The organism is Streptomyces spororaveus (assembly GCF_016755875.1).
Classification (GTDB): Bacteria; Actinomycetota; Actinomycetes; order Streptomycetales; family Streptomycetaceae; genus Streptomyces; species Streptomyces spororaveus.
In genome coordinates, this window is sequence record NZ_BNED01000005.1 from 615,732 (window position 1) to 642,539 (window position 26,808).

At 72.3% G+C, this 26,808-nt stretch carries 29 protein-coding genes; 6 read left to right on the top strand and 23 right to left on the bottom strand.

Annotated features, from left to right (window positions below):
* Nucleotides 1–136 precede the first annotated feature (136 nt).
* Nucleotides 137–1,222 carry a tRNA (adenosine(37)-N6)-threonylcarbamoyltransferase complex transferase subunit TsaD gene (gene tsaD / locus Sspor_RS05440; protein WP_202203492.1) on the top strand — a complete coding sequence of 362 codons (1,086 nt, stop codon included), beginning with the start codon at nucleotides 137–139 and terminating at the stop codon, nucleotides 1,220–1,222.
* Here tsaD and Sspor_RS05445 read toward each other — a convergent pair.
* Complete coding sequence (locus Sspor_RS05445) at nucleotides 1,191–1,892, bottom strand: MerR family transcriptional regulator (RefSeq protein WP_202198027.1); 702 nt, start codon at nucleotides 1,890–1,892, stop codon at nucleotides 1,191–1,193. The genes tsaD and Sspor_RS05445 overlap by 32 nt on opposite strands.
* Nucleotides 1,893–2,033: 141 nt before the next feature.
* Here Sspor_RS05445 and Sspor_RS05450 point away from each other — a divergent pair, with 141 nt between their 5' ends.
* Entirely contained in the window at nucleotides 2,034–3,389 is a 1,356-nt protein-coding gene (locus Sspor_RS05450; protein ID WP_202198028.1) for a YhgE/Pip domain-containing protein, read from the top strand.
* 95 nt (nucleotides 3,390–3,484) lie between these two features.
* Here the strand turns inward: Sspor_RS05450 and Sspor_RS05455 are convergent, their stop codons facing one another.
* From Sspor_RS05455 to Sspor_RS05535, 17 genes are all read right to left on the bottom strand, one after another.
* Nucleotides 3,485–4,177 carry a hypothetical protein gene (locus Sspor_RS05455; RefSeq protein WP_202198029.1) on the bottom strand — a complete coding sequence of 231 codons (693 nt, stop codon included), beginning with the start codon at nucleotides 4,175–4,177 and terminating at the stop codon, nucleotides 3,485–3,487.
* 42 nt (nucleotides 4,178–4,219) lie between these two features.
* The gene (locus Sspor_RS05460; protein WP_202198030.1) at nucleotides 4,220–5,821 is read right to left on the bottom strand and encodes an MFS transporter; all 1,602 of its coding nucleotides are present in this window, start codon (nucleotides 5,819–5,821) and stop codon (nucleotides 4,220–4,222) included.
* The gene (locus Sspor_RS05465; protein ID WP_202198031.1) at nucleotides 5,812–6,528 is read right to left on the bottom strand and encodes a pyridoxal 5'-phosphate synthase; all 717 of its coding nucleotides are present in this window, start codon (nucleotides 6,526–6,528) and stop codon (nucleotides 5,812–5,814) included. The genes Sspor_RS05460 and Sspor_RS05465 overlap by 10 nt, the downstream gene beginning before the upstream one ends.
* Before the next feature lie 26 nt (nucleotides 6,529–6,554).
* A complete protein-coding gene (locus Sspor_RS05470) occupies nucleotides 6,555–7,148 on the bottom strand; it encodes a carboxymuconolactone decarboxylase family protein (RefSeq protein WP_202198032.1) in 594 nt (197 codons plus the stop codon).
* Between the two features lie 11 nt (nucleotides 7,149–7,159).
* Nucleotides 7,160–8,035, bottom strand: a complete 876-nt coding sequence (locus Sspor_RS05475; RefSeq protein ID WP_202198033.1) for a beta-ketoacyl-[acyl-carrier-protein] synthase family protein — start codon at nucleotides 8,033–8,035, stop codon at nucleotides 7,160–7,162.
* A gap of 1 nt (nucleotide 8,036) precedes the next feature.
* Nucleotides 8,037–9,095 (bottom strand): 3-oxoacyl-ACP synthase III family protein, encoded by a 1,059-nt coding sequence (locus Sspor_RS05480; RefSeq protein ID WP_202198034.1) that lies wholly within the window; start codon nucleotides 9,093–9,095, stop codon nucleotides 8,037–8,039.
* Nucleotides 9,092–9,337 (bottom strand): acyl carrier protein, encoded by a 246-nt coding sequence (locus tag Sspor_RS05485; protein WP_202198035.1) that lies wholly within the window; start codon nucleotides 9,335–9,337, stop codon nucleotides 9,092–9,094. Before Sspor_RS05485 ends, Sspor_RS05480 begins: the two co-directional genes overlap by 4 nt.
* A gap of 66 nt (nucleotides 9,338–9,403) precedes the next feature.
* Nucleotides 9,404–10,411 (bottom strand): beta-ketoacyl-ACP synthase III, encoded by a 1,008-nt coding sequence (locus tag Sspor_RS05490; protein WP_202198036.1) that lies wholly within the window; start codon nucleotides 10,409–10,411, stop codon nucleotides 9,404–9,406.
* Nucleotides 10,412–10,547: 136 nt separating this feature from the next.
* Nucleotides 10,548–11,258, bottom strand: coding sequence for a 4'-phosphopantetheinyl transferase family protein (locus Sspor_RS05495; protein ID WP_202198037.1), 711 nt, complete (start codon nucleotides 11,256–11,258; stop codon nucleotides 10,548–10,550).
* Nucleotides 11,255–11,761 (bottom strand): flavin reductase family protein, encoded by a 507-nt coding sequence (locus Sspor_RS05500; protein ID WP_202198038.1) that lies wholly within the window; start codon nucleotides 11,759–11,761, stop codon nucleotides 11,255–11,257. The genes Sspor_RS05495 and Sspor_RS05500 overlap by 4 nt, the downstream gene beginning before the upstream one ends.
* The gene (locus Sspor_RS05505; protein ID WP_202198039.1) at nucleotides 11,762–13,420 is read right to left on the bottom strand and encodes an AMP-binding protein; all 1,659 of its coding nucleotides are present in this window, start codon (nucleotides 13,418–13,420) and stop codon (nucleotides 11,762–11,764) included.
* Nucleotides 13,417–13,746: an acyl carrier protein gene (locus tag Sspor_RS05510; protein ID WP_202198040.1), complete on the bottom strand. Its 330-nt coding sequence runs from the start codon at nucleotides 13,744–13,746 to the stop codon at nucleotides 13,417–13,419. Before Sspor_RS05510 ends, Sspor_RS05505 begins: the two co-directional genes overlap by 4 nt.
* Nucleotides 13,743–14,948, bottom strand: a complete 1,206-nt coding sequence (locus Sspor_RS05515; RefSeq protein ID WP_202198041.1) for an acyl-CoA dehydrogenase family protein — start codon at nucleotides 14,946–14,948, stop codon at nucleotides 13,743–13,745. Before Sspor_RS05515 ends, Sspor_RS05510 begins: the two co-directional genes overlap by 4 nt.
* Nucleotides 14,930–16,180 carry a cysteine desulfurase family protein gene (locus Sspor_RS05520; protein WP_202198042.1) on the bottom strand — a complete coding sequence of 417 codons (1,251 nt, stop codon included), beginning with the start codon at nucleotides 16,178–16,180 and terminating at the stop codon, nucleotides 14,930–14,932. The genes Sspor_RS05515 and Sspor_RS05520 overlap by 19 nt, the downstream gene beginning before the upstream one ends.
* Entirely contained in the window at nucleotides 16,155–16,553 is a 399-nt protein-coding gene (locus Sspor_RS05525; protein WP_202198043.1) for an iron-sulfur cluster assembly scaffold protein, read from the bottom strand. Before Sspor_RS05525 ends, Sspor_RS05520 begins: the two co-directional genes overlap by 26 nt.
* Before the next feature lie 3 nt (nucleotides 16,554–16,556).
* The gene (locus Sspor_RS05530; protein ID WP_202198044.1) at nucleotides 16,557–17,705 is read right to left on the bottom strand and encodes a LuxE/PaaK family acyltransferase; all 1,149 of its coding nucleotides are present in this window, start codon (nucleotides 17,703–17,705) and stop codon (nucleotides 16,557–16,559) included.
* 211 nt (nucleotides 17,706–17,916) lie between these two features.
* A complete protein-coding gene (locus Sspor_RS05535) occupies nucleotides 17,917–19,161 on the bottom strand; it encodes a cytochrome P450 (protein WP_202198045.1) in 1,245 nt (414 codons plus the stop codon).
* Nucleotides 19,162–19,478: 317 nt separating this feature from the next.
* On the opposite strand from Sspor_RS05535, the gene Sspor_RS05540 reads away from it, so the two are divergent.
* Complete coding sequence (locus tag Sspor_RS05540; protein WP_202198046.1) at nucleotides 19,479–20,267, top strand: MerR family transcriptional regulator; 789 nt, start codon at nucleotides 19,479–19,481, stop codon at nucleotides 20,265–20,267.
* Here Sspor_RS05540 and Sspor_RS05545 read toward each other — a convergent pair.
* From Sspor_RS05545 to Sspor_RS05555, 3 genes are all read right to left on the bottom strand, one after another.
* On the bottom strand, nucleotides 20,227–20,961 hold the full coding sequence (locus Sspor_RS05545) for an SDR family oxidoreductase (RefSeq protein ID WP_202198047.1): 735 nt from the start codon (nucleotides 20,959–20,961) through the stop codon (nucleotides 20,227–20,229). The genes Sspor_RS05540 and Sspor_RS05545 overlap by 41 nt on opposite strands.
* Nucleotides 20,962–21,105: 144 nt before the next feature.
* Nucleotides 21,106–21,612, bottom strand: a complete 507-nt coding sequence (locus Sspor_RS05550) for a DUF6099 family protein (protein WP_202198048.1) — start codon at nucleotides 21,610–21,612, stop codon at nucleotides 21,106–21,108.
* A gap of 104 nt (nucleotides 21,613–21,716) precedes the next feature.
* Nucleotides 21,717–22,250, bottom strand: a complete 534-nt coding sequence (locus tag Sspor_RS05555) for a hypothetical protein (RefSeq protein WP_202198049.1) — start codon at nucleotides 22,248–22,250, stop codon at nucleotides 21,717–21,719.
* A 263-nt stretch (nucleotides 22,251–22,513) separates the two neighbouring features.
* Between Sspor_RS05555 and Sspor_RS05560 the strand changes: the two genes are divergently transcribed.
* Nucleotides 22,514–22,915: an SsgA family sporulation/cell division regulator gene (locus Sspor_RS05560; RefSeq protein ID WP_202198050.1), complete on the top strand. Its 402-nt coding sequence runs from the start codon at nucleotides 22,514–22,516 to the stop codon at nucleotides 22,913–22,915.
* 288 nt (nucleotides 22,916–23,203) lie between these two features.
* Here Sspor_RS05560 and Sspor_RS41300 read toward each other — a convergent pair whose 3' ends face one another.
* Entirely contained in the window at nucleotides 23,204–23,806 is a 603-nt protein-coding gene (locus Sspor_RS41300; RefSeq protein ID WP_308445523.1) for a protealysin inhibitor emfourin, read from the bottom strand.
* On the opposite strand from Sspor_RS41300, the gene Sspor_RS05570 reads away from it, so the two are divergent.
* Entirely contained in the window at nucleotides 23,805–23,987 is a 183-nt protein-coding gene (locus Sspor_RS05570) for a hypothetical protein (protein WP_202198051.1), read from the top strand. The genes Sspor_RS41300 and Sspor_RS05570 overlap by 2 nt on opposite strands.
* A gap of 210 nt (nucleotides 23,988–24,197) precedes the next feature.
* On the opposite strand, the gene Sspor_RS05575 is transcribed toward Sspor_RS05570, so the two are convergent.
* Nucleotides 24,198–24,380 carry a hypothetical protein gene (locus tag Sspor_RS05575; protein WP_202198052.1) on the bottom strand — a complete coding sequence of 61 codons (183 nt, stop codon included), beginning with the start codon at nucleotides 24,378–24,380 and terminating at the stop codon, nucleotides 24,198–24,200.
* A gap of 345 nt (nucleotides 24,381–24,725) precedes the next feature.
* On the opposite strand from Sspor_RS05575, the gene recQ reads away from it, so the two are divergent.
* Nucleotides 24,726–26,792: a DNA helicase RecQ gene (recQ, locus tag Sspor_RS05580; RefSeq protein ID WP_202198053.1), complete on the top strand. Its 2,067-nt coding sequence runs from the start codon at nucleotides 24,726–24,728 to the stop codon at nucleotides 26,790–26,792.
* The last annotated feature ends 16 nt before the right edge of the window (nucleotides 26,793–26,808 follow it).

The window sequence follows — 26,808 nt, forward strand, 5'->3', positions numbered from 1 at the left end:
GTACGGCCCCGCGCCGGACGCGGGCGTCCGGCGGCGTCCCGGTACCCGCACCCGGTCAACCCGACGGCCTCCTATTGCATATAGGTTGCAGTTGCAGCAGAGGTGCACAAGAAGGCGGAGAGCAGTGAGCGGACCAGTGGTGCTCGGGATCGAGTCGTCGTGCGACGAGACCGGCGCGGGAATCGTGCAGGACGGCAGACTGCTCGCGCACGTGGTGGCGTCGAGCATGGACGAGCACGCCCGTTTCGGCGGCGTCGTGCCCGAGATCGCCGCCCGCGCGCATCTGCACGCCTTCAACCCGGTCGTCCGGCAGGCCCTCGACCAGGCCGGCCTGCCCCTGAGCCGGATCGACGCGGTCGCCGTCACCACCGGACCCGGGCTGTCGGGCGCGCTGCAGGTGGGCCTGGCCGGGGCGAAGACCCTGGCGTACGCGGCCGGCGTGCCGCTGTACGGCGTCCATCACCTGGCCGGACACGTCGCCGCCGACACCCTGGAGCACGGTCCGCTGCCCGACCCCTGCGTGGTGCTGATCGTCTCCGGCGGCCACACCTCGCTCCTCCTGGTCCGGGATCTGGTCCGCGAGCCGATCCTCCATCTGGGGGACACCCTGGACGACGCGGCGGGCGAGTGCTTCGACAAGGTCGCCCGGATCCTGGGCCTGCCGTATCCGGGCGGTCCCGCCATCGACCGGGCCGCCCGCGACGGCGACCCGAAGGCGGTGGCCTTCCCGCGCCCGCTGACCCGGCCCGGTGACGACCCGTACGCCTTCTCCTTCTCCGGCCTGAAGACGGCGGCCGCGCGGTGGGCCGAGAAGCACCGCCAGCGCGGTACCGAACCGCCGGTGGCCGACGGGGCCGCCGCGCTGCAGGAGGCGGTCGCGGACGTGCTGACCCGTAAGGCCCTCGCGGCCTGCCGCGCCTACGACGTGAAGACGCTGATCGTGGTCGGCGGCGTGGCCGCGAACTCGCGGGTCAGGGCCCTGGCGGAACGGCGATGCGCCTCCTCCGGCATCGAACTGCGCGTTCCGCCCATGACTCTGTGCACGGACAACGGCGCCATGATCGCGGCCGTCGGCGACCTCCTGGTCCGCTCGGGGGCGGAGCCGGCGCCGCTGAACGTGTCCGTCGACCCGTCCGCACCCCTGGAGTACGCCTCCCTGACCCCGCTCCCGGCCCGGCCGTCCACGGGCGCTACCGCGGTGCCACGTCGCCACCGGTGCTGATACCGCCACCGCCCGCGACCCGGCGCCGGACCTGGTCCTCCTGCGCGAGCCGGCGCAGCAGCTCGAACACCGGGGCGCAGATCGCGAAGACGATGACGGCCCGTTCGGCCAGCGCCACCGGGTCGTCCAGGCCCGCCGCGCGCTCCAGGTCCAGCCGGGCCACGGACTCCGCCAGCCTCGCGTAGGCGGCGAGCTCGCCCGGGGCGTACTGGGCGTCCAGCCGGCGCAGCTCCTCCAGCGCCACCGTCAGCCCCTGCACGTGCGGCGAGGTGCCGGGTGCCTGCCAGTCCAGGGCCGCGAGGAGCTCCGCCACCTCGGCGGCGGCGGTCCCGTCGGCCTCGGCCTCGGCCTCGGCACCGGCCTCCGCCCCGTGGACCGCGGCGCCCTGGGCCGCCACCGGCACGGGAAGCGCGTAGCTGACCGCCCCGAGGGCGCTCTCGGAGCTGTGGGCCTGGTCGACGGCCCCGAGCACCTCGCGGGTGGCGGCGATGGAGAGGCCGCCGAGCGTGGTCAGGGCCTTGATCAGCCGCAACCGCTGCGCGTGCTCGTCCCCGTACTCGGCCAGGGTCGCGGCTGTCGCCCGCCCGGCGGGCAGCAGCCCCTGCCTCAGGAAGTACTTGATGCTGGCGACCGGCACGCCGGTCCGCCGGCTGAGCTCCGAGATCTTCATACGGCTTCCCTGCTGGTCACGCGGTCGGTCCGGTGTCCGTCGCGTCGTCGGCGATTGGACACCACAGCAAGATACTGCCACTATCCAGTAACTGGATACCATAAGTATCCAACCTAGGAACGCAGCCGCACCGGAGAATCGATGCCTCACCCCACGCCACCCTCCGTGCTCCGCCGACCCAAGCTGTGGATCGGGACGGGCCTCATCGCCGCAGTGGTCTCGATGGTGTTCGCCCTGCTCTACGTCGGTGGAAACGTCAACCCCAAGGGCAACCTGCGCGACCTGCCCGTGGCCCTGGTCAACTCCGACAGCGGAGCGGACGTCAACGGCGGCCACATCAACCTGGGCGAGCAGATGGTCTCCGGCATCCAGAAGGCCGCCGAGGGGGACAAGAGCATCGACTGGCAGGTCGTCACCCGCGCGGAGGCCGACAAGCGGCTGGGCCGGGGCAAGGTCTTCGGCGCCCTCGTCATACCCGCCGACTACTCCGCCACGGTGGCCGCGCTCAGCGCGCCGCAGCCCGCGCCCGCGGGCAAGGCGGCCCCGCCGACCCTGACCGTGCTGACCAACCAGGCGGCGGGCAGCATCGGCTCCTCCATGTCCTCCCAGGCCGCCCAGAAGGCGGCCCACGCCGCCTCCGCCCAGCTCGGCCAGGAACTCCTCAAGCAGGCCGGCGCCCAGAAGACCCCCCTCCCGACGGCGGCCCAGCTCAAGCTGGCCGACCCCGTGACCGTGACGGTCGCCGACGGCCACCCCGTCGGCCCGCGCAGCGCCATGGGCCTGAGCGCCTTCTACTACGCCCTGGTCCTCGTCGTCTGCGGCATGCTCGGCGCCAACCTCGTCAACTCCCAGGTCGACACGGCCCTCGGCTACCTGCACACCGACTACGGCCCGGTCCGCAAGCGCGAGCCCGTCCAGCACACCAGCCGCGTCCGCACGCTGGCCGTCGGCATGGTGCTCATGCTCGGCATGTCGCTCGTGATGGGCACCCTGGTCGAGGTCGCCACCGTCGCCATCCTCGACATGGACGCCTCCCACCTCGGCCTGCTGTGGCTGTACTCGGTCGCCACCATCGCGGTGGTCGGCATCGGGAGCCTGGCCCTGTTCGCCGCCTTCGGCACCCCCGGCATGCTGCTGGCCACCATCGTCTTCGTCGCGATGGCCGTACCCTCCTCCGGCGCCACCGTGCCCGTCCAGGCGCTCCCCGGATTCTTCCGCGCCCTGTCCGAGTTCGAGCCGCTGCGCCAGATCACCGAGGGCCTGCGCTCCCTCCTCTACTACGGAGCCCAGGCCGACGCGGGCCTGACCCGGGCCTGGACCTCGATGGGTGTCGCCCTCGTCGCCGCACTGGTCTTCGGCTTCGTCGTCACCCGCGTCTACGACCGCAGGGGGCTGCACCGCATCCCCCACCCCGATGCCGAATCCGGCGCCGAGGACCCCGCCGGGACCCCGAAGTCCCCCGAGGCCCCCGAGGCCCCCGCGCCCGCCACGGCCTGAGACGTCCTCCCGGCCGAAGCCGACACCCCGGCAGCGCTCCCGCCCACTGGGCGGGCCCGCTGGCCGGGGTGTCGTGCTGTTCGCCCTCCGCGGGGTCAGCTCCAGCGCACGAGCGCGGTCATCCCCACCAGGTCCGTCTCGGACCGGGCGACCGGTACCCGGGGCCAGAGGAGTTCGTACGCGGTCTGGATCCGGAAGACCTCATCGGCGAAGGAACGCACGGCCTCCTCGGTGACCGTGCCCCGCTCCGCGTGCTCGATGAACCGCCCGCAGGCCTCCACGGCGCCCTCGCAGTCGTCGTCGAACTCGAACAGCGCGCAGATCGCGCCGACGGCGCGTTCACGCGAGGTCAGATGGCCGATCCCGCAGTCGAGCCCGTCGTCGTGAAGGTCGCCGGGGTACGGGGCACGGTGCCAGGAACCGCCCTCGAACCAGTAGACGCACTCGACCCTTCCCTGGTCCAGGAGCTCGTCCAGGCGCGCATGGCGCACCCAGCCGGGCGCCCCGGCGAGGAGATCGATCGGGGGCTCGTACCGCGCGACCGTGCTGGAGTCGTCCTGCCCGAAGAGGACAGCGCGGCCCCCGTCGCCCCGGAGCAGTGCCCACCGGCTGCACGCACCGTCGTCGTAGCGCAGATCGTGGTCGCCGTCCCCGAGCCAGTACCCGTACCGGAAGCGTTCGTTCTCCTCCTCGGCGTTCCAGGTCGCCACGGCGAACGCGGCCCAGCGCGCCCACAGCACGCCCGCGTCGGGAAGGTCCTCCGGCCGCCCCGGACGATGCGTCTCCATACCCACCTCGTACTTCTCCGCCCGTGTGTCCGGTCAGAGACACTATCGGCGGCCGTGCGGGCCGGCGGAGCGGGACGGGCGTCCGGGCAGCCAGCGGAGCGCGATCAGCGCTGCCATCAGGCAGAATCCCGCGCCGATCCAGGTGGCGGTCTGCATCGCGGCCAGGAAGGAGTCCTTCGCGTGAGCCGCCGCCGCGGCGAGCGCCTGGGGGTCGTGGCCGGTGGACCCCAGGTGGGCCAGCCGCAGCAGTGTGCTGCCCAGCGAGTTCGTCTCGGCGGCCTGCTGCGTGTGGGAGAAGAGGCCGCCGCCGTCCCCGAACCGGTCGCGGTACACGACACCGAGAACGGCACCCAGTACGGCGACGCCCAGTGCCGAGCCCAGATGGCGCACGGTGTTGACCACGGCCGACCCCGCGCCGGCCTTGGCGTCGGGCACCACGGCCAGGGCGACCGCCATCGCCGGGGAGAGCGTCAGTCCGAAGCCCGCGCCGAAGACGACCTGGGTGAGCTCGACGATCCACACGGGGGTGTGTTCGCCCAGCCCGGAGACCGCGAGGCACCCGGCTCCCATCGCCGCCATCCCCACGGCGACGGTCGCCGACGGCCCCATCCGGTCGGCCAGCCGGGAGCTCTTCGCGCCGGCGACCGTCGTCCCGACCGCGTAGGCCAGGGTCAGCAGTCCGGCCTCGACCGGGGAATTTCCGCGCACCTGCTGCAGGTAGAAGGTGAGGATGAAGCCGACGCCCATGGCCACGAAGAACGAGCAGGCCAGTACGCCGGAGCCGGCCGTGAAGCGTGCGCTGCGGAAGAGTTCGGGATCGATGGACGGGTTGTCGCTGCGGCGTTCCACCAGGATCAGGACGACCAGGAGCACCAGCCCTGCGGCGATCGGTCCGGCCACCCCGGGGGCGATCCAGCTTCCGCCCTCGCCCCCGGCGATGATCCCGTACACCAGGGACCCCACGGCGAGAATGGACAGCAGCATCCCCGGGAGGTCGAGCGGCACCGGGTGCTCCGCCCGGCGCTGCGGTACGAGCCAGACGATCAGAACGATCGCCACGAGGGCCAGGGGCACATTGACCAACAGTGCCGACCCCCACCAGAAGGAGGCGAGCAGCGCACCGCCCACCACCGGGCCGGCGGCGATACCGACACCGGTGGCCACCGACCAGAGCGCGATGGCCTTCGGGCGTTCCTCCGGTACGAACGCGTCGATGATCACAGCCATGCTGCAACCGGGAACGACGGCGGCGCCGAGTCCCATCAGGGCGCGCCCCATGATGAGTTGGGCGGGATCCGCGGACCAGGAGGCGAACGCGGAGGCGATCAGGAAGACCAGCAGGCCGGCGGCGAGCACCCACCGCCGCCCGAACCGGTCGCCGAGCAGCCCGGCGGTGAACAGCAGGGCGGCGAAGGTGAGGGCGTACGCGTCCATGACCCACTGCAGCTCACCGTTGGTGGCCTCCAGTGCCTGCTGGATCGGGGCGAGCGCCACCGTGAGGATCGTGTTGTCCAAGGTGGCGACGAACATGCACAGGGACATCACGAGGAGGATCAGCCACCGGCGCGGGTGTCCGGCCGGTGCGGACGCGGGCACCGTCGGAGGGCCGGTCCTCGGCTCCGTGTCCCGGGGGGTCATGGCCATAGCAGCTCCTGGGTCCACTGGGGTCGGGCACCGCCGGTGCGGCGGTAACGCACTCTGATGTGGCGGCGGTCGGCGGCTCCCTGGAAGAACTCGACCTCGTCGGGCTCCAGCAGGTACCGCCGCCATGCGGGCACCGGCGTCCGGGGGTCGTCCGCCAGTGCGCCGCGCGCCGTCCCGTAGGCCGCGGCCAGGTCCTCGCGGCGGGCGAGGACCTCACTCTGCCGCCCGGCCAGGGCGGCGGCCCGGGCGCCCGGCGAGCGGCCGGCCAGATCCGCGGCCCCGGCGGCCGCGTCCGCCAGGGTGACCGGCCCGCGGATGCGCACCTGGCGCCCGTGGACCGGCCAGTAGGCGAGCAGCGCGGCGTGCCGGCGCCCGTCGAGCTCCTGCCCCTTCCGGCTGGTCTCCAGGGATGCGAAGTGCCAGCCCCGGGCGTCGGCGTCCGCGAGCGTCATCATCCGCGCGGAGGGGCGGCCTTCCGTGTCCGCGGTGGTCAGCGCCAGGCAGTGCGGCTCCGGACAGCCGGCCGCCGCGGCTTCCGTGAGCCACGTACGGAACAGCGACACCGGTTCGGCGGGCAGACCGACGGGGTCGAACCCGGGGAGTGGATGGTTCCAGATCCGCAGCCCGCCGAGAAGGCGCAGGAACTCCCGGTGCGCGGCTTCCTCTGCTGCTTCCTCTGCTGCTTCGTCCGTCTCGTGTCCGGTCATACGGGCGCCTTTCGACTTCGTCACGTCTACTTCGATGGCTGTGCTCGCGCTGCCCGGGTGCGTGGCGCGCTCGCACCGGCCGACTCGGCGAGGGCGCCGCTGTCGGCGGCCGGTTCGAGATCCACCTCGGCGACGGCGCAGAAGCCGCAGATCATCTGGTAGTAGCCGGCCGTGATCACGATCTCGACGAGTTCGCGGTCGTCGAATCCGGCGGCGGGATCGGCCGGGCCGCCCGTGCGGACGGTCTCGCGGTCGACCACCCTCCGGGCCAGTTCGACGGCCTGCCGCCGGCTGTCGCCGAAGGCCTCGCCGAGCGCCTCGCCGCTGCGCAGGATTTCCAGTTGGAGGTCGGTGCAGCCCGCTGCTCGCGCGAGCGGTTCGTGGTGCGCGATCACGTACGCGCAGGCGTTGCGGTGCCCGACGGCGAGGATCACCAGTTCACGCAGGTCCGCGGGAAGGGCCAGGGCGGTGAACTGAGTGATGCCCTGCTGGGCGACGGCCAGGGCCAGGTGGGGCGAGTTGAGCATGGCGCGGGTCACGTTCGGCAGCGGCCGGCCGTCGATGGCGGCGATGACGTCGTCGGGCAGGCGGGAGGGATCGGGGTAGCGGATGCGGGGCATCGGTTGCCTGCCTAGAGGGTGTAGAGAGCGGTGGCGATGGTGGATCCCGCGTCGGCTGCGACGAACAGGACGGTGTCGTACGCACCGAGTCGCCCCGTTCCGGCGGCGTGGTGGTAGGCGAGGGTGAGGGCGGAGGTTCTGGGGTCGGCGTCGACTCCGTCGAGGGTGACGGCGGCGGTCGCGGGAAGCCCGAGCCCTTCGGCGATGCCGATACCGAAGCCCGGTGTGGGCAGCGAGGTGACGAGCAGCGTCCGTTCGGGATCGGCGCCGTCCTCGCGCAGTCGTGCGGCGGCCGCGTCGACCGCCCGGGTGGTGAGGGCGGGCACGTCGAGGTCCTGCTCGATGGTCACCGTGCGGCGCCCCTCCGTCCCCATGGTGTCCAGATCCAGGTACCCCCGCCGCTGGACGGGGTGCGCGCGGTCGGAGTCGAGGGTCACCCGGCCGAATCCCCGGCCGCTGTCGCTCAGGGTGAGCAGTGCGGCGCCGCCCGCCTCGGCGTACGGGAACGCGGGGTGGGGCCGGCCGCCGGGATGGCCGTCCGCGGCCACAACGAGCATGTTCCGCGGACCACCGGGCACGAGGAACGCCTGGGCGAGCTGAACCGCGGTCAGGAACCCGCAGTCACCGTTCATCAGGTCGAAGGAGAAACCGGTGAAGGGGTCGCGGGTCAGCAGGTAGTCCGGGCGCATGCCGATCGCCTCCTGGACCAGGGCGGCCAGGGCCGGTTCGACGACGTTGTCCTCCCGGTAGAGGCCGACATGGACGAGCATGTGCAGGTCCGACGGTTCGAGCTCGGCCGCCGCCAGGCACTGCCGGGCGGCGTCGACCGCGCGCGTGAACGCCCCGGTGGCCGCGGAGGCGGCGGTCGCGGTGATGGTGACGGACATGTCAGACCTTCGTGTGGGTGATCGTGGTGGACAGGTGCCCGATCACGATGCCGGACCCGCTGGGCGCGAAGGCGATCGTGTCGCCCGGCGAGATCGTCCCCCGCCGGAAGTGCTCGTAGAACGTGAGCAGTTGGGAGGTCGAGCCGGTGTTCCCGAAGTCCTGCACGATGGCCGGCGCCTCGGGCGACGTCGGGTGGAAGATCCCCTCGGCCATGGCGTGGACCCGTTCGACGAACTGCACGGAGTTCTGGTGGTAGATGGAATGGGCGAAGCCCGGGTCGGCGGGGGTCCGGCCCGCACGCGCGTGGACGTCCTCCGTGAGGCTGACACCGATCTGCATACGCTCCGAGGCCTGCTGGCGGGCGCTGTCGGTGTGCATGACCAGACCTGCCGTCTCGTCGCTGGGCATCGCCTTGCACAAGGACGCGTACGCCGCGGAGGTGGTCATCTCGAAGGCGTGGATGCGGTCGGCCGCGTCCGTCGAGCCGTCCACGATGACCGCCATTCCGGCGTCGCCGACGGTGAGCGAGGCCAGTTGCAGGTCCCGCAGGCCGGCGATCTCCTGCCGGGCGCTGCCGGTGATCAGGGAGGCGTGCTCCCCGCTCACGACCATGCCCCGGCGGATCGTCCCGGCCTTGATCATGCGGTCGAGGAGCAGGATCCCGGTGAACATGCCGGCGCAGGCGTTGCTCACGTCGAAGCAGGTGGCGGCCGTCGAACCGATCTCCCGGGCGATGACCGAGGCGACCGACGGTTCGAAGGACAGACGCCGGCGCTCGTCCGAACGGAAGATCGCCGAGGAGATCACCACGTCCAGGTCCGCCGCGTCGTAACGGGACTTGGACAGGCAGTCCCGGGCCGCGGACAGCGCCAGCTGCTCCGCGCACTCGCCGGCGTCGACATCGCAGGCGAGCCGCCGCCGGATCCCCGTCAGCATGAGGAGGGCGCGGGCCGAGACCGGGGTGCCGGACACGACCTCCTCGGTCGTCCGCTCCAGGGACGGCAGGCACCGGCCGAAGGCCTCGAAGCGGCTGTACTCGGGGGCGTTCACCGCCGTCATCGGCCGCTCCGTCCCTGTATCGCGAGCTGGACGAGGCCGCCGACGGTCTCGTCCCGGAAGTCGGCGGGCTCGACATCGGAGCGGAACTCGTCCTGCAGGACCATGGAGATCTCGACCTCCGCCAGCGAGTCCATCCCGAGATCGCCGAGCGAGGTGTCCGGGGTCAGGTCACCGGGTTCGACCCGCAGCGTCGTCGCGAGCAGGCGGCGTACGGAGTCGGCTAGTTGCTGTGTGTCAGACATGGATCGGCCTTACGTGGTAGTTCGGTTCCCTCGTGGATCGAGCCGAGGGGAGTTCGGGGCGGGGAGTCAGTGGGGCAGGTCGGGCCAGGTCAGGGTGGTCGACCCCCAGGCGAGGCCGGCCCCGAAGGCGGTGAGCAGGACCCGGTCCCCCGCGCGTGCGCGGCCCGAGCGGTGCAGATGGGCCATCGCCAGCGGGATCGACGCGGCGCTGGTGTTGCCGACGAGGTCCAGGTTGACGACGCAGCGTTCCTCGGGGATGTCCAGGCGGTCCGCGACGGCGGTCAGGATCCGGACGTTGGCCTGGTGGGCCACGAGCCAGTCGACGTCCGAGGGCTGCCAGCCCGCGTCCTTGACCGCCGTCGCGCCGGAAGCGGTCATCCGCCGGACGGCGTGGGTGAACAGCTCCGGTCCGGCCATGCGCAGGTAGTGGTCGCGGTCGGCCACGACGGACGGGCCGGTCCGTGAGCGCTGGCGTGAGCCACCGGCGTCGATGCCGACCAGCCGTGTGCTGCCGCCGTCGCTGCCCAGGTCGAAGGGACCGAAGGAGCCGGTCTCGGCGCCGGAGTCGGCCTCCAGCAGCACGGCTCCGGCCCCGTCGCCGAAGAGGATCGCCGTGTTGCGGTCACCGGGATCCACCACGGTCGACATCGCGTCGGCCCCGATCAGCAGGGCCCGGCCGAACACTCCGGCGGAGATCATGGAGGTCACCGCGGCCAGACCGGTGACGAAGCCGGAGCATGCCGCGTTCACGTCCCAGGCCGCCGCGTCGACCAGTCCCAGTTCCGCGGCGACGATGGGCGCGGTTGCCGGAATGGGGAAGTCCGGGGTGGTGGTCGCCACGACGACGGCGTCGATGCGACCGGTGGTGGAGGCGACCAGCGGCGCGGCCGCCCGCACCGCCATGTCGGAGGTGGACATACCCGGTTCCACGCGCCGGCGCTCCCGGATTCCGGTGCGCTGGACGATCCACTCCTCGGTCAGGCCCTCGGGAAGACGGGCCAGCACGTCCGTGTTGTCCACCGTACGGGAGGGCAGCCAGCCCGACAGGCCGGACAGGACCACAGGCTGCGGCATCAGTTCCCCTCGGTCCGGATACGGGGTGCGGCGGATGCCGCGCCGCATGTGCTCGGATCGACGGCCGGAGCCGTGTTCTGCTCTGTCATCTGTGTGCGTCCTGCTTCTTCGTGGTGTGGGAAGGGGAGTCCGCGGCTCACGGTCGGAGGCGGATCCGGATCGGGAGGGGAGAGAGGCCCGCCGGCAGGCGCAGGGCGAGGGCGCCGACATGGCCCGGCGGCACCGGAACCGCCGTGAGCCACCAGTCGCCGAGTGCCGCGGGCCGCGGCTCGGGCCGGCCGAAGCCGGGGCCCGTGCCGACGTAGGTGCGCTCCAGCCCGTCGGCCAGACCCGCCCCGGTCCCCTTGAGGTAGGCCTCCTTGCGGACCCAGCAGGTCAGCACCGCCTCGTCGCGCCGTCCCGGGGGCAGTGCGGAGACGGCCGCGCGTTCCTCGGGGTGGAGCCGGCGGAGCAGGCCGGGTCGCGGCTTGCGGCCGACGGCTTCGACGTCGACGCCGACGGGTGCGCCGGCCACGGCGATGAGGACGCGGTCACCGGTGTGGGACAGCGAGAAGTGCACCCCGGTGCCGGTGGCGAGGGCCGGCCGGCCGTGCCGGCCACCGCAGCGGGGACATTCCTCGCGGGTGAACCCGACCTCGGCCGGAGCCAGTCCGAGCCGGCGCCCGAGGATCTGCCGCAGCCGCACATGGGCGACCAGGTAGGTGTCCCGCGCGGCGGGCGGAGCCAGTGACTCCGCCCGCCGCGCCTCCGACGCGTCCAGTACGGACTCCGCGCGCCGGGCGGCGGCGACATTGCCGGGTCCGGCGCGCAGCGACCACAGGTCGACCGTGCCGGGCGGCGGGGTCATCCGAGGCCCCGGTAGCTTCCCCGGTGCCGGACCAGAGGCGTGCCGGCCGCGCCGTCGGCACGGGCGGCCCCGGTCACCCGGCCCACCAGAATGGTGTGGTCCCCACCGGGGTGGGTGTCGAACACCTCGCAGGTGAGGCCGGCCAGGGCGTCCCGCAGGAGCGGCACGCCCCGCTCCGTGCGGTACGGCACCCGCCGGAACCGTTCCAGCGGCGGCCCTTGGGCGAAGGCCTCGGAGACCGCCGCCGCGTCGCTCCCCAGCACGCTGATGCCGAACCGCCCGGCCTCCAGGATCAGGGCCAGGGTGCTCGAACTCCGGTGGACACAGGCCAGCATGAGCATCGGGTCGAGCGACAGCGAGGTCACCGCGCTGCTGGTCATCCCCACCGGCCCGTCCGGGGTCATGGCGCTGAGGACCGTGACCCCGGTCGGGAGTTCGGCCAGGACCTCCCGCAGGTCCCGGGCGTGCCCGGTCTGCCCGGTGCCGGTCAGCACTCCGCCCATCTACGCCAGCTCCCCGGCGAGGTACAGTCGGCGCATCCGGTCGCGCTGCCGCTTGCCGCTGGTGGTCCGGGCGATACCACCGCGCTTCACCAGTACGGTGTCGCGCAGCCCGAATCCGAAGCCCTGGCGCACGAGGTTGTCGATCTCCAGCCGCAGCCGGCCGTCGGCCGTGTCCGCGGGCGCGACCTCGACGACCGCGACGACGTGCTCGCCGCCCGCGTCGTCGGTGTACGAGAAGACCGCGCTGTTGCCCCGCATGACGGCCCGGTGGGCCTCGATGGCCTCCTCGACGTCGTACGGCGGAATGTTCCGGCCGCGGACCACCAGCATCTCCTTGACCCGTCCGACGACGTACAGCTCGCCGTCCATGACGAAGCCGAGGTCGCCGGTGGCGTGCTTCCCTCCGGGCGGCGGTACGGGAAGCCCGTCCGGCCCCAGGTAGCCGGCCATCACGGAGGCGCCGCCGAGGTGGATCTCCCCCACCTCGCCCTCCCCGCAGGGCCCGCCGGTCCCCGTCCTGACCTCCAGGTCGAGGCCCCCGATCGGACGGCCGCAGGAGACGGTCGTGAGCGTGGTCCGCCCGGCACGGGCGGGAGTGACCCGGCCGGAGTCCTGGAGATCCGCGCGGTCCACCCGCAGCGCCCGCACGTGGCCTCGGGTCAGGGGGCCGCCGGGGTAGGGAGCGGCCGGCATCGTGGACGCCAGCACCGTCTCGGCCATCCCGTAGCAGGGGATGAGCACGTCCTCCGCCAGCCCGTGCCGCCCGAACTCGTCCTGGAAGTCCGACAGCACGTCCACCGGGATGGGTTCGGCCCCGACGTACGCCCGGCGCAGCCGGGACAGGTCGAGCCCCGGCTCCGGCTTGCGCCGGTAGCGCTCCAGCGCGGTCCGGTAGCCGAACGGGGGTGCGGCGGTGATGGTGCCGCCCCGGACCGCCAGATGGCGCAGCCACGAGACCGGGTCGCGCAGGAAGCCGATGGACGGCATGAGGTCGAGCGGCGCGCCGGTGGAGAGGGCGAGCAGGACCATCACGAAGCCCATGTCGTGGTGGAGCGGCAGCCATTCGCTGAGCCGGTCCCGGTCGGCCCGCAGCCCGGTGGCCTCCACCAGGGCCCGCAGGTTGGCGGCGGTGTTGGCGTGGGTGAGCGCGGCGGCCTTGGGGGTGCTGGTGGACCCCGAGGTCAGCTGGATGTGGTGGATGTCGTCCGGGCGGGGCTCCGGCAGCCGGTCGTCGGTCAGCGGCTCGTGGTACCGCAGTTCGTCCAGGGTCAGGTGGACGGCCGCGCCCTCCTCCGCCAGGGCGAGTGCCGTGGCGGTGTCGGGCATGATCACCGCCGCGGGCCGGGCGGCGGCGCGGGCGGCGTGGAAGCGCCGTACTCCGACGGACTCCGCGCCGGTGTTCGGCGGCGGGGCGACGGTGCACGGCACCACGCCCGCCAGCAGGCAGGCGAGCAGCGCGACCAGGTAGTCGGGACCCGTCGGCAGCGGCAGCAGCACCCGTTCGCCGCGCCGCAGACCGCGCTCGCCGAGGCCGGCGGCGACGGACCTGGCCTGCCGCTCCAGGTCGGCGTAGTCGAGCTCCGCGGTCACGCCGCGGGAGTCGAGGAAGGTGACTCCGTGTCCGTGGCGGCCGAGGTCCCGGTAGGCCACCGTGCTCATCGGCCGCTCCGGGCGGCCGCGGAGTGGGCCGCGATGTGGTCCATGAGATCGCCGACGACCTGGAAGGCGAACGCCTGCTCCTCGGAGATGGCGGCCGCGTACCGGTCCTCCAGCCGGGTCATCAGGTCGACCAGGGTGATCGAGTCGAGCGGCAGGCTGAGCAGGTGCGTGCCGCGTCCGAGCGAGTCCAGGTCGACGTGCTCCAGCAGGTCGTCCTCCAGGACGTCCGCCAGCGTCTCGCGGAGGGCGGCGAGCACGGCCTCGTCGGACAGCTCGGAGGAGGTGGAGGTGGAGATGGGGATGGACGTGGGGGTGGGGCTGGTCACGATGCTGGCTCCTGTGCCGGGTCTCGCTCGGGGACGGTGTCGCTGAAGGGATCGAGGCCGAGCGCGGTCTTGCCGATCAGGTCCCTGAGAACATCGAGGTTCGATCCCATGACCGCGCCGGCGCGGGCGTCGCGGTAGTGGCGCTCCAGCGGGTTGGAGCGCAGGTAGCCGCGGCCTCCGGTGACCAGCATCGCGGTGTCCGCGACGTCGAGGGCGGCCCGGTTGGCCACGTACTTGGCCATGTTGAGCGCGGGGATGGCCTGCGCCGGGTCGGTGTCCACGACCCAGGCCGCGTGCAGCAGCATGAGGTGGGCGACCTTCACGGAGACGGCCATGTCCGCGGTGTGCAGCCGCACGCCCTGGAAGGCGGCGAGGGGCTGTCCCGTGTTGGCCAGGGTCCGCCGCAGCACATGGGCGTCGGCGAAGGCCCGCGCCGCGCGGGCGACGCCCAGCGACGCCGCGCTCAGACCGAGGAAGAGCGCGGGGAGCGCCTGCGAGAGCAGCAGGAGGCCGCCGCCGGGCCCGCCGATGGCGTTCCCGACGGGGATCCGGCAGTCCAGCAGCAGGGTGTTGGCGCAGTTGGCGCGCATGCCCAGTGCGTCCCAGACCTCCTTGACGGAGAGCCCGACGGTGTCCGCCGGCACGAGGGCCATGGTCTGGCCGGTCAGGAAGTCCTGTTCCCCGCTGTCCGCGTTGACCAGGTAGTAGTCGGCGTGGCCGGCGGCCGTGCAGAACGCCTTCGTTCCGCTGAGGTGCAGCTGGTCTCCGTCGGGGAAGGCCGTCAGCTGCGGGGCGAGCAGCTGGGCGCCGGTGCCCGGTTCCGAGAATCCCCAGGCCAGCAGCTTGCCTTCGGTCACCACCTCGCGCAGCACGCGCTCCGCGAACGGGCTGCCGGCCGCGCCGGCGGCCACCAGGCGTACGGCCCCGGAGTGCATCGCGAAGATGAGTCCGGTGGAACCGCACGCCTCGGCGAGCTCGGCGACCACCAGCGCCCAGGTGGTGAGATCGGCGCCCCGGCCGCCGTACTCCTCGGGGACCAGGAGGCCCAGCAGTCCGGCGGCGTGCAGATCGGAGATGTTCTCGGCGGGGAAGGCGCCGGTCCGGTCGTGCTCGGTGGCCCGCGGGGCCAGGCAGCGGCGAGCGATCTCGCGGGCCTCGTCCACGACGGCCTGCTGGTCAGGGCTCAGTGCAAGGTCGACCACAGGGACTCCTCGGTGTGCGGCGGGTTCGGTACGAGGGAGGGGCCGAGCGAACGAAGGCGGTCGACCAGGCCCACGGTGGTGGCCGCGGCCGACAGGACCGCCCGCTCGTCCGTGAAGCGGCCCGCGCTGAACCGCACCGCCGCCCGGGCCCGCGCCACGGGGACGCCCATCGCGGTCAGGACGTGCGAGGGCTCGTCGCTGCCCGCGTGGCAGGCGGAGCCGGCCGAGACGTAGACGTCGTGCAGGGCGAGCAGATCGACGAGGGTGTCGCCGCGGACGCCGGCGAAGGAGACGTTGAGGGTGTCCGGGAGGCAGGGCGCCCCGGCCCCGTTGACCTCGACGCCGCTGGCCGCGGACAGCGCCGCGAGCAGGCGCTCACGCAGCCGCTCCCGGCGTTCCCGCTGCCCGGGTTCCGCGAGGTGTTCCAGGGCGGCGGCCGCGGCCGCCGCCATCCCGAGGACACCGGGCACGTTCTCCGTGCCTGCGCGCAGCCCGCTCTCCTGGCTGCCGCCGCGGACCAGCGGCGCCAGGGTGACGCCGCGGGCCACCTTGAGCGCGCCGACCCCCTTGGGCCCGTAGAACTTGTGGCCCGACACCGACACCAGGTCGGCGCCGATGCCGGTCAGCGGCACCTTGCCCGCCGACTGCACGGCATCCATGTGGAACAGCGCACCGGCCCGGTGGGCGAGTTCGGCGATCTGCGCGACCGGCTGGATCACACCGGTCTCGTTGTTGGCGTGCATGACGGACACCAGGGCGGTGTCCGGCCGCAGCTCCCGCCGTACGGACTCCGGGTCGACCCAGCCGCGCGCGTCGGGTGCCACCACCGTGACCTCGGCCCCCAGTTCGCGCGCCAGCTGGCAGGACTCCAGGACGGCCGAGTGCTCGAGGGCGGTGGTGATCAGGTGGACCGGGCGGCCCGCGCCCTTGGCGGCCAGCACCGTTCCGCAGATGGCCAGCGCGTCGGCCTCCGAACCGCTGCCGGTGAACACGACCTCCTCGGGAGCGCAGTCCAGCAGCAGGGCGAGCTGGGCCCGGGAGGACTCCAGGGCCTCCTTGGCGGCGTCGCCGGCCGCGTGGCGGCTGGACGGGTTGCCGGTGATCTCCATGCCGCGCAGCACGGCCTCGACGGCCTCCGGGCACAGCGGGCTGGTCGCCGCGTTGTCCAGGTAGATGCCCGGCCGGCCGTCGGCGGACTGGTCGGGGCTACGCACAGCTGAGGGCGATGTCATCGTTCGTTCCCTCCTGGTAGTTGGTGACCAGGCGGCGCGCCACGTCGGCGCCCAGCGCCGCCACGTGTCGCTGGGCGGGGGGCAGACCGCCGAGCAGTTCCTCGACGTGCTCGGCGTTCCAGCCGGCCAGCTCGTCCAGCGGGCGGCCCGTGGCCGCCTCGGTGATCACGCTGGCCGTGGCCAGCGAGGCGGCGCAGCCGTGCGCCCGGAACCGGGCCTCGGTCACGGTGCCGTCGGCGACGTGCGCGGTGAGCATGATCTGGTCGCCGCAGACGGGGTTGCCGATGAAGGCGCGGGCATCGGGGGCGTCGAGCTCGCCGGCGTTGCGCGGGTTGGTGAAGTGGTCGACGACCACGGGGGTGAAGCGGGCCACGGCTCAGCCCTCCACAGGTGCGAGGGAGGGGAGTTCGCACTCGGCGACGATCTCCCGGCTGTCGATGAACTTCTCGATGCTGACCGCGCAGCAGCCGAGCTCCGCGCCCTGCAGGCGGCGCCGGAAGGTGACGGTCTGACCGGTCCGGCCGCACGGGCACGGCGACACGTCGACCTCGCCGACGTCCTGGAAGAGGACGTAGCCCGGGTAGGCCGTGTTGAGGGCGTCCAGGGTGGCGATCACACCCGTCTTGCCCGGCGCCACCTCGACGCTCGTGTCCGTCACGTCGCGGACGCTCACGTAGCTCCACGGCGGGACGTGCTTGCGGTGGTGCTCGCACTCGACGGCGAGCATGTTGGACTCGATCATTCCGTACATGTCACGCACCCGGTCGGCGGGAACGCCGAGGGTCCGGTCGAGCTGCTCGTAGAACTCCGCGGGGACGATCTTCTGGCCCGTGTACCGGGTCCATCCGCCGAGCGTGATGACCATCGAGTCGGGGTCGAGCCGAAGCGTGCTGCCCTGCTCCTCGAGGGCCTGCACCAGACGGGTGATCAGGAACGGCGGCCCGATGATGTGCCGGGTCATCGACTCGCCCCAGGTGCGCAGGAGGCCGAGGGCCTCCTCCGGGTCGAAGGTGTAGTCGCGCACCACGTACGCGTGGTGGTCCAGCAGGCCGTTGAGGACCACGGCGGCCTTGACCATGCCCATCTCCGGAGCCTCGACCGCGGACGGGCTGAGGAAGAGCCCCGCGCCGTTGGAGATGCCGAAGAACTCCCGGTACTGGGCGAAGACCGCCGAGAGCATCCGGGTCGTCGTCGTCGCGTCGCGTCGCGCGACGCTGGGCACGCCGCTGTCCCCGGTACTGCGGATCTCCAGCTCCACGTCGGCGAGCGACGCGGTCAGCAGGACGTGTGCGTCCGGGTTCTTGAACATGCTCATCGGCAGCAGCGGCATCTTCGCCAGATCCGCGAGGGTACCGATGTCGTCCGGGCCGACCCCCGCCGCCTCGCACTGGGCGCGGTAGAAGGCGTTCTTCTCGGAATGGAGCGCGAAGGATTCGCGCAGGGCGGCCGTCACGGACTCTTCCCACTCGCCCTGCGGCATGCGGAACGCTTTCTCCGGACAGCCCAGCATGGCAGACAGTTCCATAGCTCCCCCAGCTCATGAAATGTTGTGTTGCGTTGTGTTGTTCTGTGATGCGCGGGCGGAATGCGGGCATGACTCATCGCCACACGCCGACCACGACGTGATCGAAAGGAAAGGAAAGAAAAGGAAATCGTGAAGGTGAAAGTGAAAGTGAAAGGTGGAAATCAAACGGCGGAACGGCGACCCGGCCGCGTAAGGCCCAGGGGGCCCGCGGTCACACGGCGTCGAATTCGATGTCGAGCCGGGCCGGCCCCCGCAGATTCAGATTGGGCTTGTAGGCGATTTCGGTGGCGCACAGCCGAGGTTCGACGAAACGGCGCGCGAAGACCTCGAAGACGATGCGCGCTTCGAGCCGGGCGAGACCGGCACCGAGGCAGAAGTGCGGGCCGGCGGAGAACGACAGGTGCGGGCGGGCGGCGGTGCGGCGGATGTCGAAGCGGTCCGGATCCTCGTACGCCTCCGGGTCCCGGTTCGCCGCGCCGAGCAGCAGCACGACCAGGTCGTCGGTCTCGATGTGCGCGTCGCCGAGCCGGGTCGGCCCGCTCGCCACGCGCAGTGTCAGCTGCACCGGGGTGTCGTAGCGCAGCACCTCCTCGACCACGGCCGGCGCGAGCGCGGGGTCCTGGCGCAGGAGCCGGAGCTGGTCGGGGTGGCGCAGCAGGGCCAGCACGCCGTTGTTGATCAGGTTCGCGGTGGTCTCGTGGCCCGCGTTGATCAGCAGGATGCAGGTCGCCAGCAGCTCGCTCTCGGTCAGCTGGTCGCCGTCCTCCTTGACCTGGATGAGATGGGACACCAGGTCGTCCCGGGCGACCGCCCGGCGCGCGGCTATCAGCTCGCGGAAGTAGGCGATGAACTCGGCGCGTGCCTGTGCCGCCGCCACCTTGGCGCGCGGGCCGACCAGGCCGGGAAGGGGCGGTTCGAGCGTTTCGGCCAGGCTGGCCGACCACTCCTGGAACCGGCCGTGGTCCTCCGCCGGAACGCCGAGCAGCTCGCAGATCACGCGGACCGGGAGGGGATGGGCCAGTCCGGTCACCACGTCGAGCGATCCCCGGTCCCGGGCCGCGGTCAGCAGCTCGTCCACCATGGCCCGGATACGCGGCTCGAGCGCGGCGACGGCGCGCGGCGTGAACGCCTTGGTGACGAGCCGCCGGATCCGGGTGTGGTCGGGCGGATCGAGGTGCAGGAAGTTGCCGGTCCGCATGGGCCGGGCGCCGCGCCGCGGGGCCAGCCTCGAACGGTCGTGCTCACTGCTCATGCCCGGGTCGCGCAGGACCTTCGCACAGTCCCCGTACCGGCCGACGACGACCAGGCCGTCGGACGCGGCGCGGGGGGAGGCCTCCCGCAGGGCGCCGAGGATCGGATAGGGATCCGGCCGGGAGGCCGGGTCGATGAGCATGCCGAGATCCGGTGGTTCCGACTTGGGTGACTCGGCGGCACAGGCGATCTCCGCTAATGACATGAACGCACCTATCGATGAGACGGCTGCTGGAGGGTACCGCTGTGAAGCGCACCGCGCGGCCATATGACAGGCACCTCCCCCCGGCGAGACATCAGCAGTTGATCACGGTGTTGGAACCATCGTCAACGGCGAAATACAGCGTTAATGCGAAGCCACGGACCGCGGGGGCGTCGGCTGTGGGTTCGCACATCAGGATTTCCCCGAACCGGTTCGGTGTCCGTTATTTGTAAACCCGAGTCCGGTACCGGGCTCCGGAATTCAACATTCCGTACGCTCTCGCGGCAGAGTTCCGGCCGGAGAACTCGTAGGCTGCCGCCATGACGAATGAAAGCGATACGCGGAGCGGGGGCCGGGAATTCCGGATCGCGGAACTCGCCGAGGAAGCCGGAGTGAGTGTCCGCACGGTTCGCTTCTACCGCGAGCGCAGGCTGCTTCCGCCACCGCGCCGCGACGGTCGGATCGGCTGGTACTCCGAGACCCACCTCGCCCGGCTGCGGACGATCGCCGCCCTGCTCGATCGCGGGCACACACTGGGCGGCATCGCCGAGCTGATGGACGCCTGGGGGCGCGGCCGCAACCTGGAGTCCGTCGCCGAACTCCTGGGACTGGACAGCTCGTTGGCCCGCTCCGGGAACACGGACCTCCGAAGCGGGGAACCTCGGGGCCGGGCTTCCCGGGGCGGGGGCTCTCGCCTGGCTTCCCGGAGCCGGGACCGCCGGGCCGGGGACCCCCGGGCCGGGGACGCGGACGTCCGGGCCCAGGTGACGCCCCAGGACCAGCCGATGCCCCAGGACCTCGCCGATGCCGTACGGGCCGCCGGCCGCGAAGTCCGCGCCCACGTCGACGCGCTCGCGGACCTCTTCACCGTCCAGGTCCGCACCCGCCTGCTCGAAACCATCGGCGGCGAGGCGGTCCCGAGCGGGTCGGGCCGGCTCGCCGCCGCGCTGAAGAGCGTGCATCCGCTGGTCACGTACGTGGTGAGAGCGGAGCTCTCGCTGGCCGTGGACCGCCGCGTCCAGGCCGAACTCGACCACTGGGCCGACGGCCCGGCGCCGCGCCCGGCGGTTACTGCGCGCTCGCGGCCGGACGTACGACGATCTCGTTGACGTCGACCCCGGCCGGCTGGGCGACGGCGTAGGCGACGGCCCCGGCGATGGCGGACGCGGGCAGCGCGACGGCGCGATAGGCCTTCATGGCCTCTCGCGCGGCAGGGTCCGAGATCCCTTCGGCCAGCTCGGATTCGGTCACGCCCGGAGAGACCAGAGTGACCCGGACGGAGCCGTCCGACTCCTGGCGCAGTCCCTCGGAAATGGCTCGGACCGCGAATTTGGTGGCGCAGTAGACAGCCGCGGTGGGCGACACCTCGTACGCGCCGACGGAGGCGACGTTCACGAAGTGTCCGCCGCCTTGTGCGCGCATCACGGGCAGGGCGGCGGCGATCCCGTGCAGCACACCCCGTACGTTCACGTCGATCATCCGGTCCCACTCGTCGACCTCCAGCGCGTCCAGCGGCGAGAGCGGCATCACCCCGGCGTTGTTGACCAACACGTCCATGCGGCCGTAGCGCTTCCGCGCGGCAGCCACGAAGGCCCGTACATCGGCGGCGTCGGTGACGTCCAGCCGCCGGAAGGCCGCGGTACCACCCGCCTCGCCGATCTCGCGGCTGAGCGCGTCCAGCCGATCGGTGCGCCGCGCGCCCAGGAACACCCGGTGGCCGTCGCCGGCGAGCCGCCGGGCCGTCTCCTCCCCGATCCCGCTGCTGGCTCCGGTGATGGCCACGACCTTGCTCTCGTTCCTCATACCTGCCCCACTCCTCGTTCCGGGCGGATGGCTCCGCCCGACCGAGTCTGGGCACGGCGCGGCCGACCAGCCAGGACGCGCCACACCCTGGCTGCCCGCCCTCCGTACGGGGCCGGCCGATTCCAACTCTCCTTCATCGCTCCGCTATTCACGCGATTCCATCGCGGCCGGCCCCCGTGTGCGTGCTTCACCCTCCGGGACCGTGAGGCCGCGCAACAGCCCGCGCACCCGGCCGGAAGACTCGTCGGCCGCGTCGATGGCCTCGATGCACTGCCAGTAGACGTGTTCGTCGTCGGTGACACACGCGACCGCGACGGGTGCGATGCCGACTTCGCCGAGCAGCGCGGCCAGGGCGCGCAGAGTGCGCGCGGGGTCCGAGACCTCGGTCAGCATCGCCGCCCTCGGTGCGGAGGTGGCCCGGGCGGCCGCGTCCCGGTCGTCGACCCGACCTCCTCGGCCCGCGGTGTGGGAAAGGTCGCGCGCCCCGGCGCGCAGGCCGGCCGGGCCGCTGACCGCCGGCGTCGCCCCGATCGCCTGGGCAAGCGCTTGCGCCTGCCACGCCTCCGTCAAGACGTCCACCGCCAACGGGCTTTGCGCCAGGGTGTGACGGCAGGCGGCGACCCGTCGGGTGGCACCACTCTCGGGAAGCACCGAGCCCCTCCCTCATCCGCTCGTAGCGCGCGGCAGTGCCTTCGGGGTCGCTCCACATGTCGTCGACTGCACGCGCCCCCGCCCCGCGGGGCCGTTGACCGAGATCACGGGCCGTCGGCGGCCGACGCTGCCGGCATGTGGCTGCACACCGGGACGGCTGACATCGCCGGGATCCGCATGCGGCGCAGGAGATCGCGGGTGGCGCGCAGGCTCAGGGTGCTGCCCCAGGTGATGCCGGGGTGACGGGAGCGCAGGTGAGACAGGGCCCGGGTGCCCAGGCCCGCCGCGAGGAAGCGCTCCTCGATGACGATGCCGGTGATGACGGCCCGCGCGCAGTCCGGGCACATCCGGTAGTGGACGCGGCCCACGATCGTGCGGACATGGACCAGGAGGAGACACTCCTCCCCGGCGCCCGGATCCCCGGGAATGCGGGTGGAGAGGAACTCCACCTCCCGGTAGGCCAGGAGACGCCGTCGCAGTCGGCCGGTGAAGTTCGTCCAGCCGGACCGCTTCGCACGGTGGCCGTTGGGCTGCTGTGGCTTCTGTGGCTGCGGTGGCTTCTGCACGGCCCCGGCCTTCGACCGGGCCGGGGCGGAGGCGGGGGCAGGACGTGTGAAGTGCGCCTCATCTGCTTCCATGCATGCGCATGTGCCCAGCCACCGCCGACTGACTCGCGCTGTCATGACCGAATCAGCTGCGGCGCGGGTGTTGAGGACGCCGGCTGTACGCCGCCCTCGATGAGGGGCCACCCCGACGAGACCTGGGGCGGCGGGGGCTCGCCGAGCCGGTGAACCCGCGCAGCCCGGCGGTCCGGGCCGTCGCTCCGGCGTGAGTACGGCGGGAGAGGGCACACGAGGGACGCGTCGTACCGCCTAATCCGGAGGCTTCCCTCATGTCGTGCGTGTCCAGTCTGATCGCGGTCCATCTTGAGTCGGGAGAGGCTGCTGTGCCGCTCTTCGCCCGGTTTTCGTACTCTGCTGACAACCCGTACGCGGTGAAGGCGGACTTCCTGGACGGTCTGGCCGTCCTGGCTTCCTGGCAGTTCGACCGGCAGATGCTGGCCGAGGGGGCGCGGCGGCCGGTGGGTGAAGGAGACGTCACCTTCCAGCCGCGCAGGGGGGCGGGCGGCGACGAAGTCCGCATCGGCTTGCGCAACCACGGCGACGGCGGAGCAGAACCTGCGGTGCTGTGTGCGGATGCCGGCGCGCTGCAAGGTTTCCTGGACCGGACTTACGCCGTTGTCGGCGAAGGAGAGGAGTTCCTCGATCTCGACAAGGCCCTGGAGGAGTTGCTGGCCGGCTGAAGGCCCGGGGCGGGCCCCGGGCCTCACGGACGGAGCGGCGAGGCGGAACCGCACACTGCCGGTCAGGCGCCGGACTTCGCGCCGAGGCCGGTCAGGGAGTGCTCGGTTCCGGTCGGTCCCGACGGCCCGTGGCCTCCCTACGCAGCCCTGCCGGTCGGCCGTGAGGACGTTCCAGGGGCCCGCATGTACCGGCGGAGTACGGGCGGGTGCCGTGGACTACGGCCGGCCCGGCCGCCTGTGCCGTACCGGCCCCGGGTCGGTCCGGTACGGCACCGCTCCACCGCTCTCTCAGACCGCTTCGGCCATGACCACGTCGATCAGCTGCCGCTGGTCCTCGGTGAGGTAGGGCTCCTGTAACTCCACCAGCTTGCCGTCGACCCGGAGGACATAGCTGAACGCGTCCGGCACGGGATCCGGACCCGCGGGGACCTCACCACTGAGTGCGCGCTCGGCCAGCCGCTCAAGCTCTGCACCGTCGGCGCGGCACTGTGTGTCGAGGGAAGCGGTCCGCTCCCCGCCCGCGAAACCGCCTGTGCGGATGACACTGATCAACATGACGAAACCTCCTTGAACGGAACGCCGCCCGGTCGGTCGTTCGGCCGGAGACGGCGTGCGGCTACGGAACAAACCCTCGCCTGCCCCCGAAAGCCGCGCACGTGCCTCTCCGCTCGGCATCGGCGCGAAATGTCCGAAAGCCGCCGCCCTCGCCACGTACGTCGGCTGTGGCAGCAAGCCGGTGAGGACGTCACCGACGAGCGCGAGGTCCTGGACCTCGGCAATCGAGGCGCCCTCGTAGTCGACGGACAAGGAACCGACTCCCAGGGCTTCGACATGGTCGCGGCGTTCAATTCGGTGGTGGTGGGAGAGGGTGAGTTGCTTGGATCGGCGCATGGAGAACTCGATCTGGGATGCGTTGCCGCCGGTGGTTCGGGAAGAGGTGGACGAGCTGATCAGGAGTGGTCGGCAGCTTCAGGCGGTGAAGCTCATCCGGGAAGCCCACCCCGGGCCGCTTCCTCGACTGCCTGACGCTGTGGAGGTGATGTGCGATCGCGCGGCGGAGCTGCGGTGCTGACAAGGGTGCCGGAGCCCTGTGCAGCGAGTCCGTGGGCGAGTAAATCGCTGACGCCCCGCCCTGTGGCCTGGAGCGCCTTGGCGTACGGCCCGATCCGCCGTTCCCGAAGCGATGCACGTGTGCGGAATCGACGGTACGACTACCGCTGGGCCGTATCGACGGCGACGTGTCGGGCCGGGCCGTGTGCGGCGGGCGAGACGTATCAAGCGACTACGCCGAAGCCCCGACGCGGCCTCTGACCAGCTCGCGGAGGGTACGGGCGGCGGCGTCGGCCTTCGGGGCGTACCAGGTCACGCGCAGCACCCAGATGTACAGCAGGAGGCCGCCGGGAACGAAGGCGGCCACCGTGAGATGGGGCGGCAGGGAGAACGCGCCACCTTCGGGTCGTCCCACGTCCGCCGCCCGACGCTGACGACCGTGCCCTCGGCGGTTTCGGCGCCGGCCTTCTGTATCGCGGCGATGCGCCTGAGGTCGTCGCCGTCCGGCCGGATCGCCAGCTCGGTCGCCACGGACAGGGCGGGCAGGATCACGGCCACGCCCAGCAGCCACGGTGTGATGCGGCAGATCCACAGCGGCTCGACGGGCAGGCGTGCGGGCTGCGAAGGATCGCGCCCGACAGGGCGACGGCCGCCTCGCCCGCCAGGGGTGAGGCGGCCCGCTTCGCTCACCCCTGGTGTCATGGCCTCGCCATCCCGGGATGCCGGGTCCGGTGTCCGTGGGTGTCGATAGGCTTGACGGATGGCACTTCCGGACACCTCCCCCGAATCCTCCGACGCTCTGCAGGTTCTGCACCGTGTGTTCGGATACAGCTCCTTCCGCGGCGAGCAGGAGGAGATCATCGAGCAGGTCGTCGGCGGCGGCGACGCTCTTGTGCTGATGCCGACCGGCGGCGGCAAGTCGCTCTGCTACCAGATCCCGGCGCTGGTCAGAGACGGCACGGGCGTGGTGATCTCGCCGCTCATCGCGCTCATGCAGGACCAGGTGAACGCGCTGACCGCCCTCGGGGTGCGGGCCGGATTCCTCAACTCGACGCAGGACCCCTTCGAGCGGCAGGCCGTCGAGCAGGCCTTCCTCGCCGACGAGCTGGACCTGCTCTACCTGGCTCCCGAGCGGCTGCGCACCGAGAGCACCCAGCGGCTGCTCGACCGGGGCAAGGTGTCGGTCTTCGCGATCGACGAGGCGCACTGCGTCGCCCAGTGGGGTCACGACTTCCGGCCCGACTACCTCGCGCTGTCGATGCTGCACGAGCGCTGGCCGAAGGTGCCGCGGATCGCGCTCACCGCGACGGCCACCGAGGCGACCCACGCCGAGATCGTGGCGCGGCTCGGTCTGGAGGACGCCCGGCATTTCGTCGCGAGCTTCGACCGGCCGAACATCCAGTACCGCATCGCCCCGAAGAACAACCCGCTCAAGCAGGTGCTGGAGCTGATCCGCAGCGAGCACGCCGGGGACGCGGGGGTCGTCTACTGCCTCTCGCGGGCCTCGGTGGAGAAGACGGCCGCCTTCCTGGTGGAGCAGGGCATCGACGCCGTGGCGTACCACGCCGGCATGGACGCCCGGGCGCGTGCGGCGAACCAGGCGCGCTTCCTGCGGGAGGAAGGGGTCGTCGTGGTGGCCACGATCGCCTTCGGCATGGGCATCGACAAGCCGGACGTGCGCTTCGTGGCCCACCTCGACCTCCCGAAGTCGGTCGAGGGCTACTACCAGGAGACCGGCCGTGCCGGCCGTGACGGCGAGCCGGCCACGGCGTGGCTGGCGTACGGCCTGCAGGACGTGGTCCAGCAGCGCAAGCTCATCGAGGGTTCCGAGGGCGACGAGACGCATCGCCGCTCCCTGGGCATGCACCTGGACGCCATGCTCGCGCTGTGCGAGACGGTCGACTGCCGCCGGGTGCGGCTGCTGGCGTACTTCGGCCAGACGGGCACGCCGTGCGGCAACTGCGACACCTGCCTGACGCCGGCCGAGTCCTGGGACGCGACGGTCGCCTCGCAGAAGCTGCTGTCGACCGTGTGGCGGCTGGCGAACGAGCGGCGCCAGAAGTTCGGCGCCGGCCAGATCATCGACATCCTCCAGGGCAAGAAGACGGCCAAGGTCATCCAGTTCGACCACGACGCGCTCTCGGTGTTCGGCATCGGCGCGGACCTGAGCACCGCCGAGTGGCGGGGCGTCGTACGGCAGCTGCTGGCGCAGCGGCTGCTGGCGGTGGAGGGCGAGTACGGGACGCTCGTGCTGACCCCGGACAGCGGCGAGGTGCTGGGCGGACGCCGCAGCGTCCCGATGCGGAAGGAGAAGGCCCCCACCGGCCCCGCCCGCAAGGAGTCCGGATCGCGCTCGGGGAAGGGCGCCCGGGTACCCGTCGACCTGCCAGCCGCAGCGGAACCGGTGTTCCTGGCCCTGCGCGCGTGGCGGGCCGAGACGGCGAAGGAGCAGGGCGTACCGGCGTACGTCGTCTTCCACGACGCGACGCTGCGGGAGATCGCGACGCGGCTGCCCGCCACGGCGGAGGAGCTGGGCACCATCGGCGGCGTCGGCGAGGCCAAGCTCGCCAAGTACGCCGAGGGCGTCCTCGACACCCTGGCCGAGTGCGGGGCGGCGGCCTCTCCCCCGGCGGAGTCCGAGGGCGCGGCGCCGACTCCCCCGGCGGCCCGGCCCGCGCCTTCGGCGCCCGCCCATGCGGAGGCACCGGCCCATGCGCAAGCGCCGGCCCGTGCGGAGGCGTCGGCCCATGCGCAGGCTCCGGACCCCGACGAGCCGCCCTTCGACCTCGACGAGATGCCTCCCCCGCCGTGGGACGACTGGCAGTAGCCGGTTCGGCCGTGCT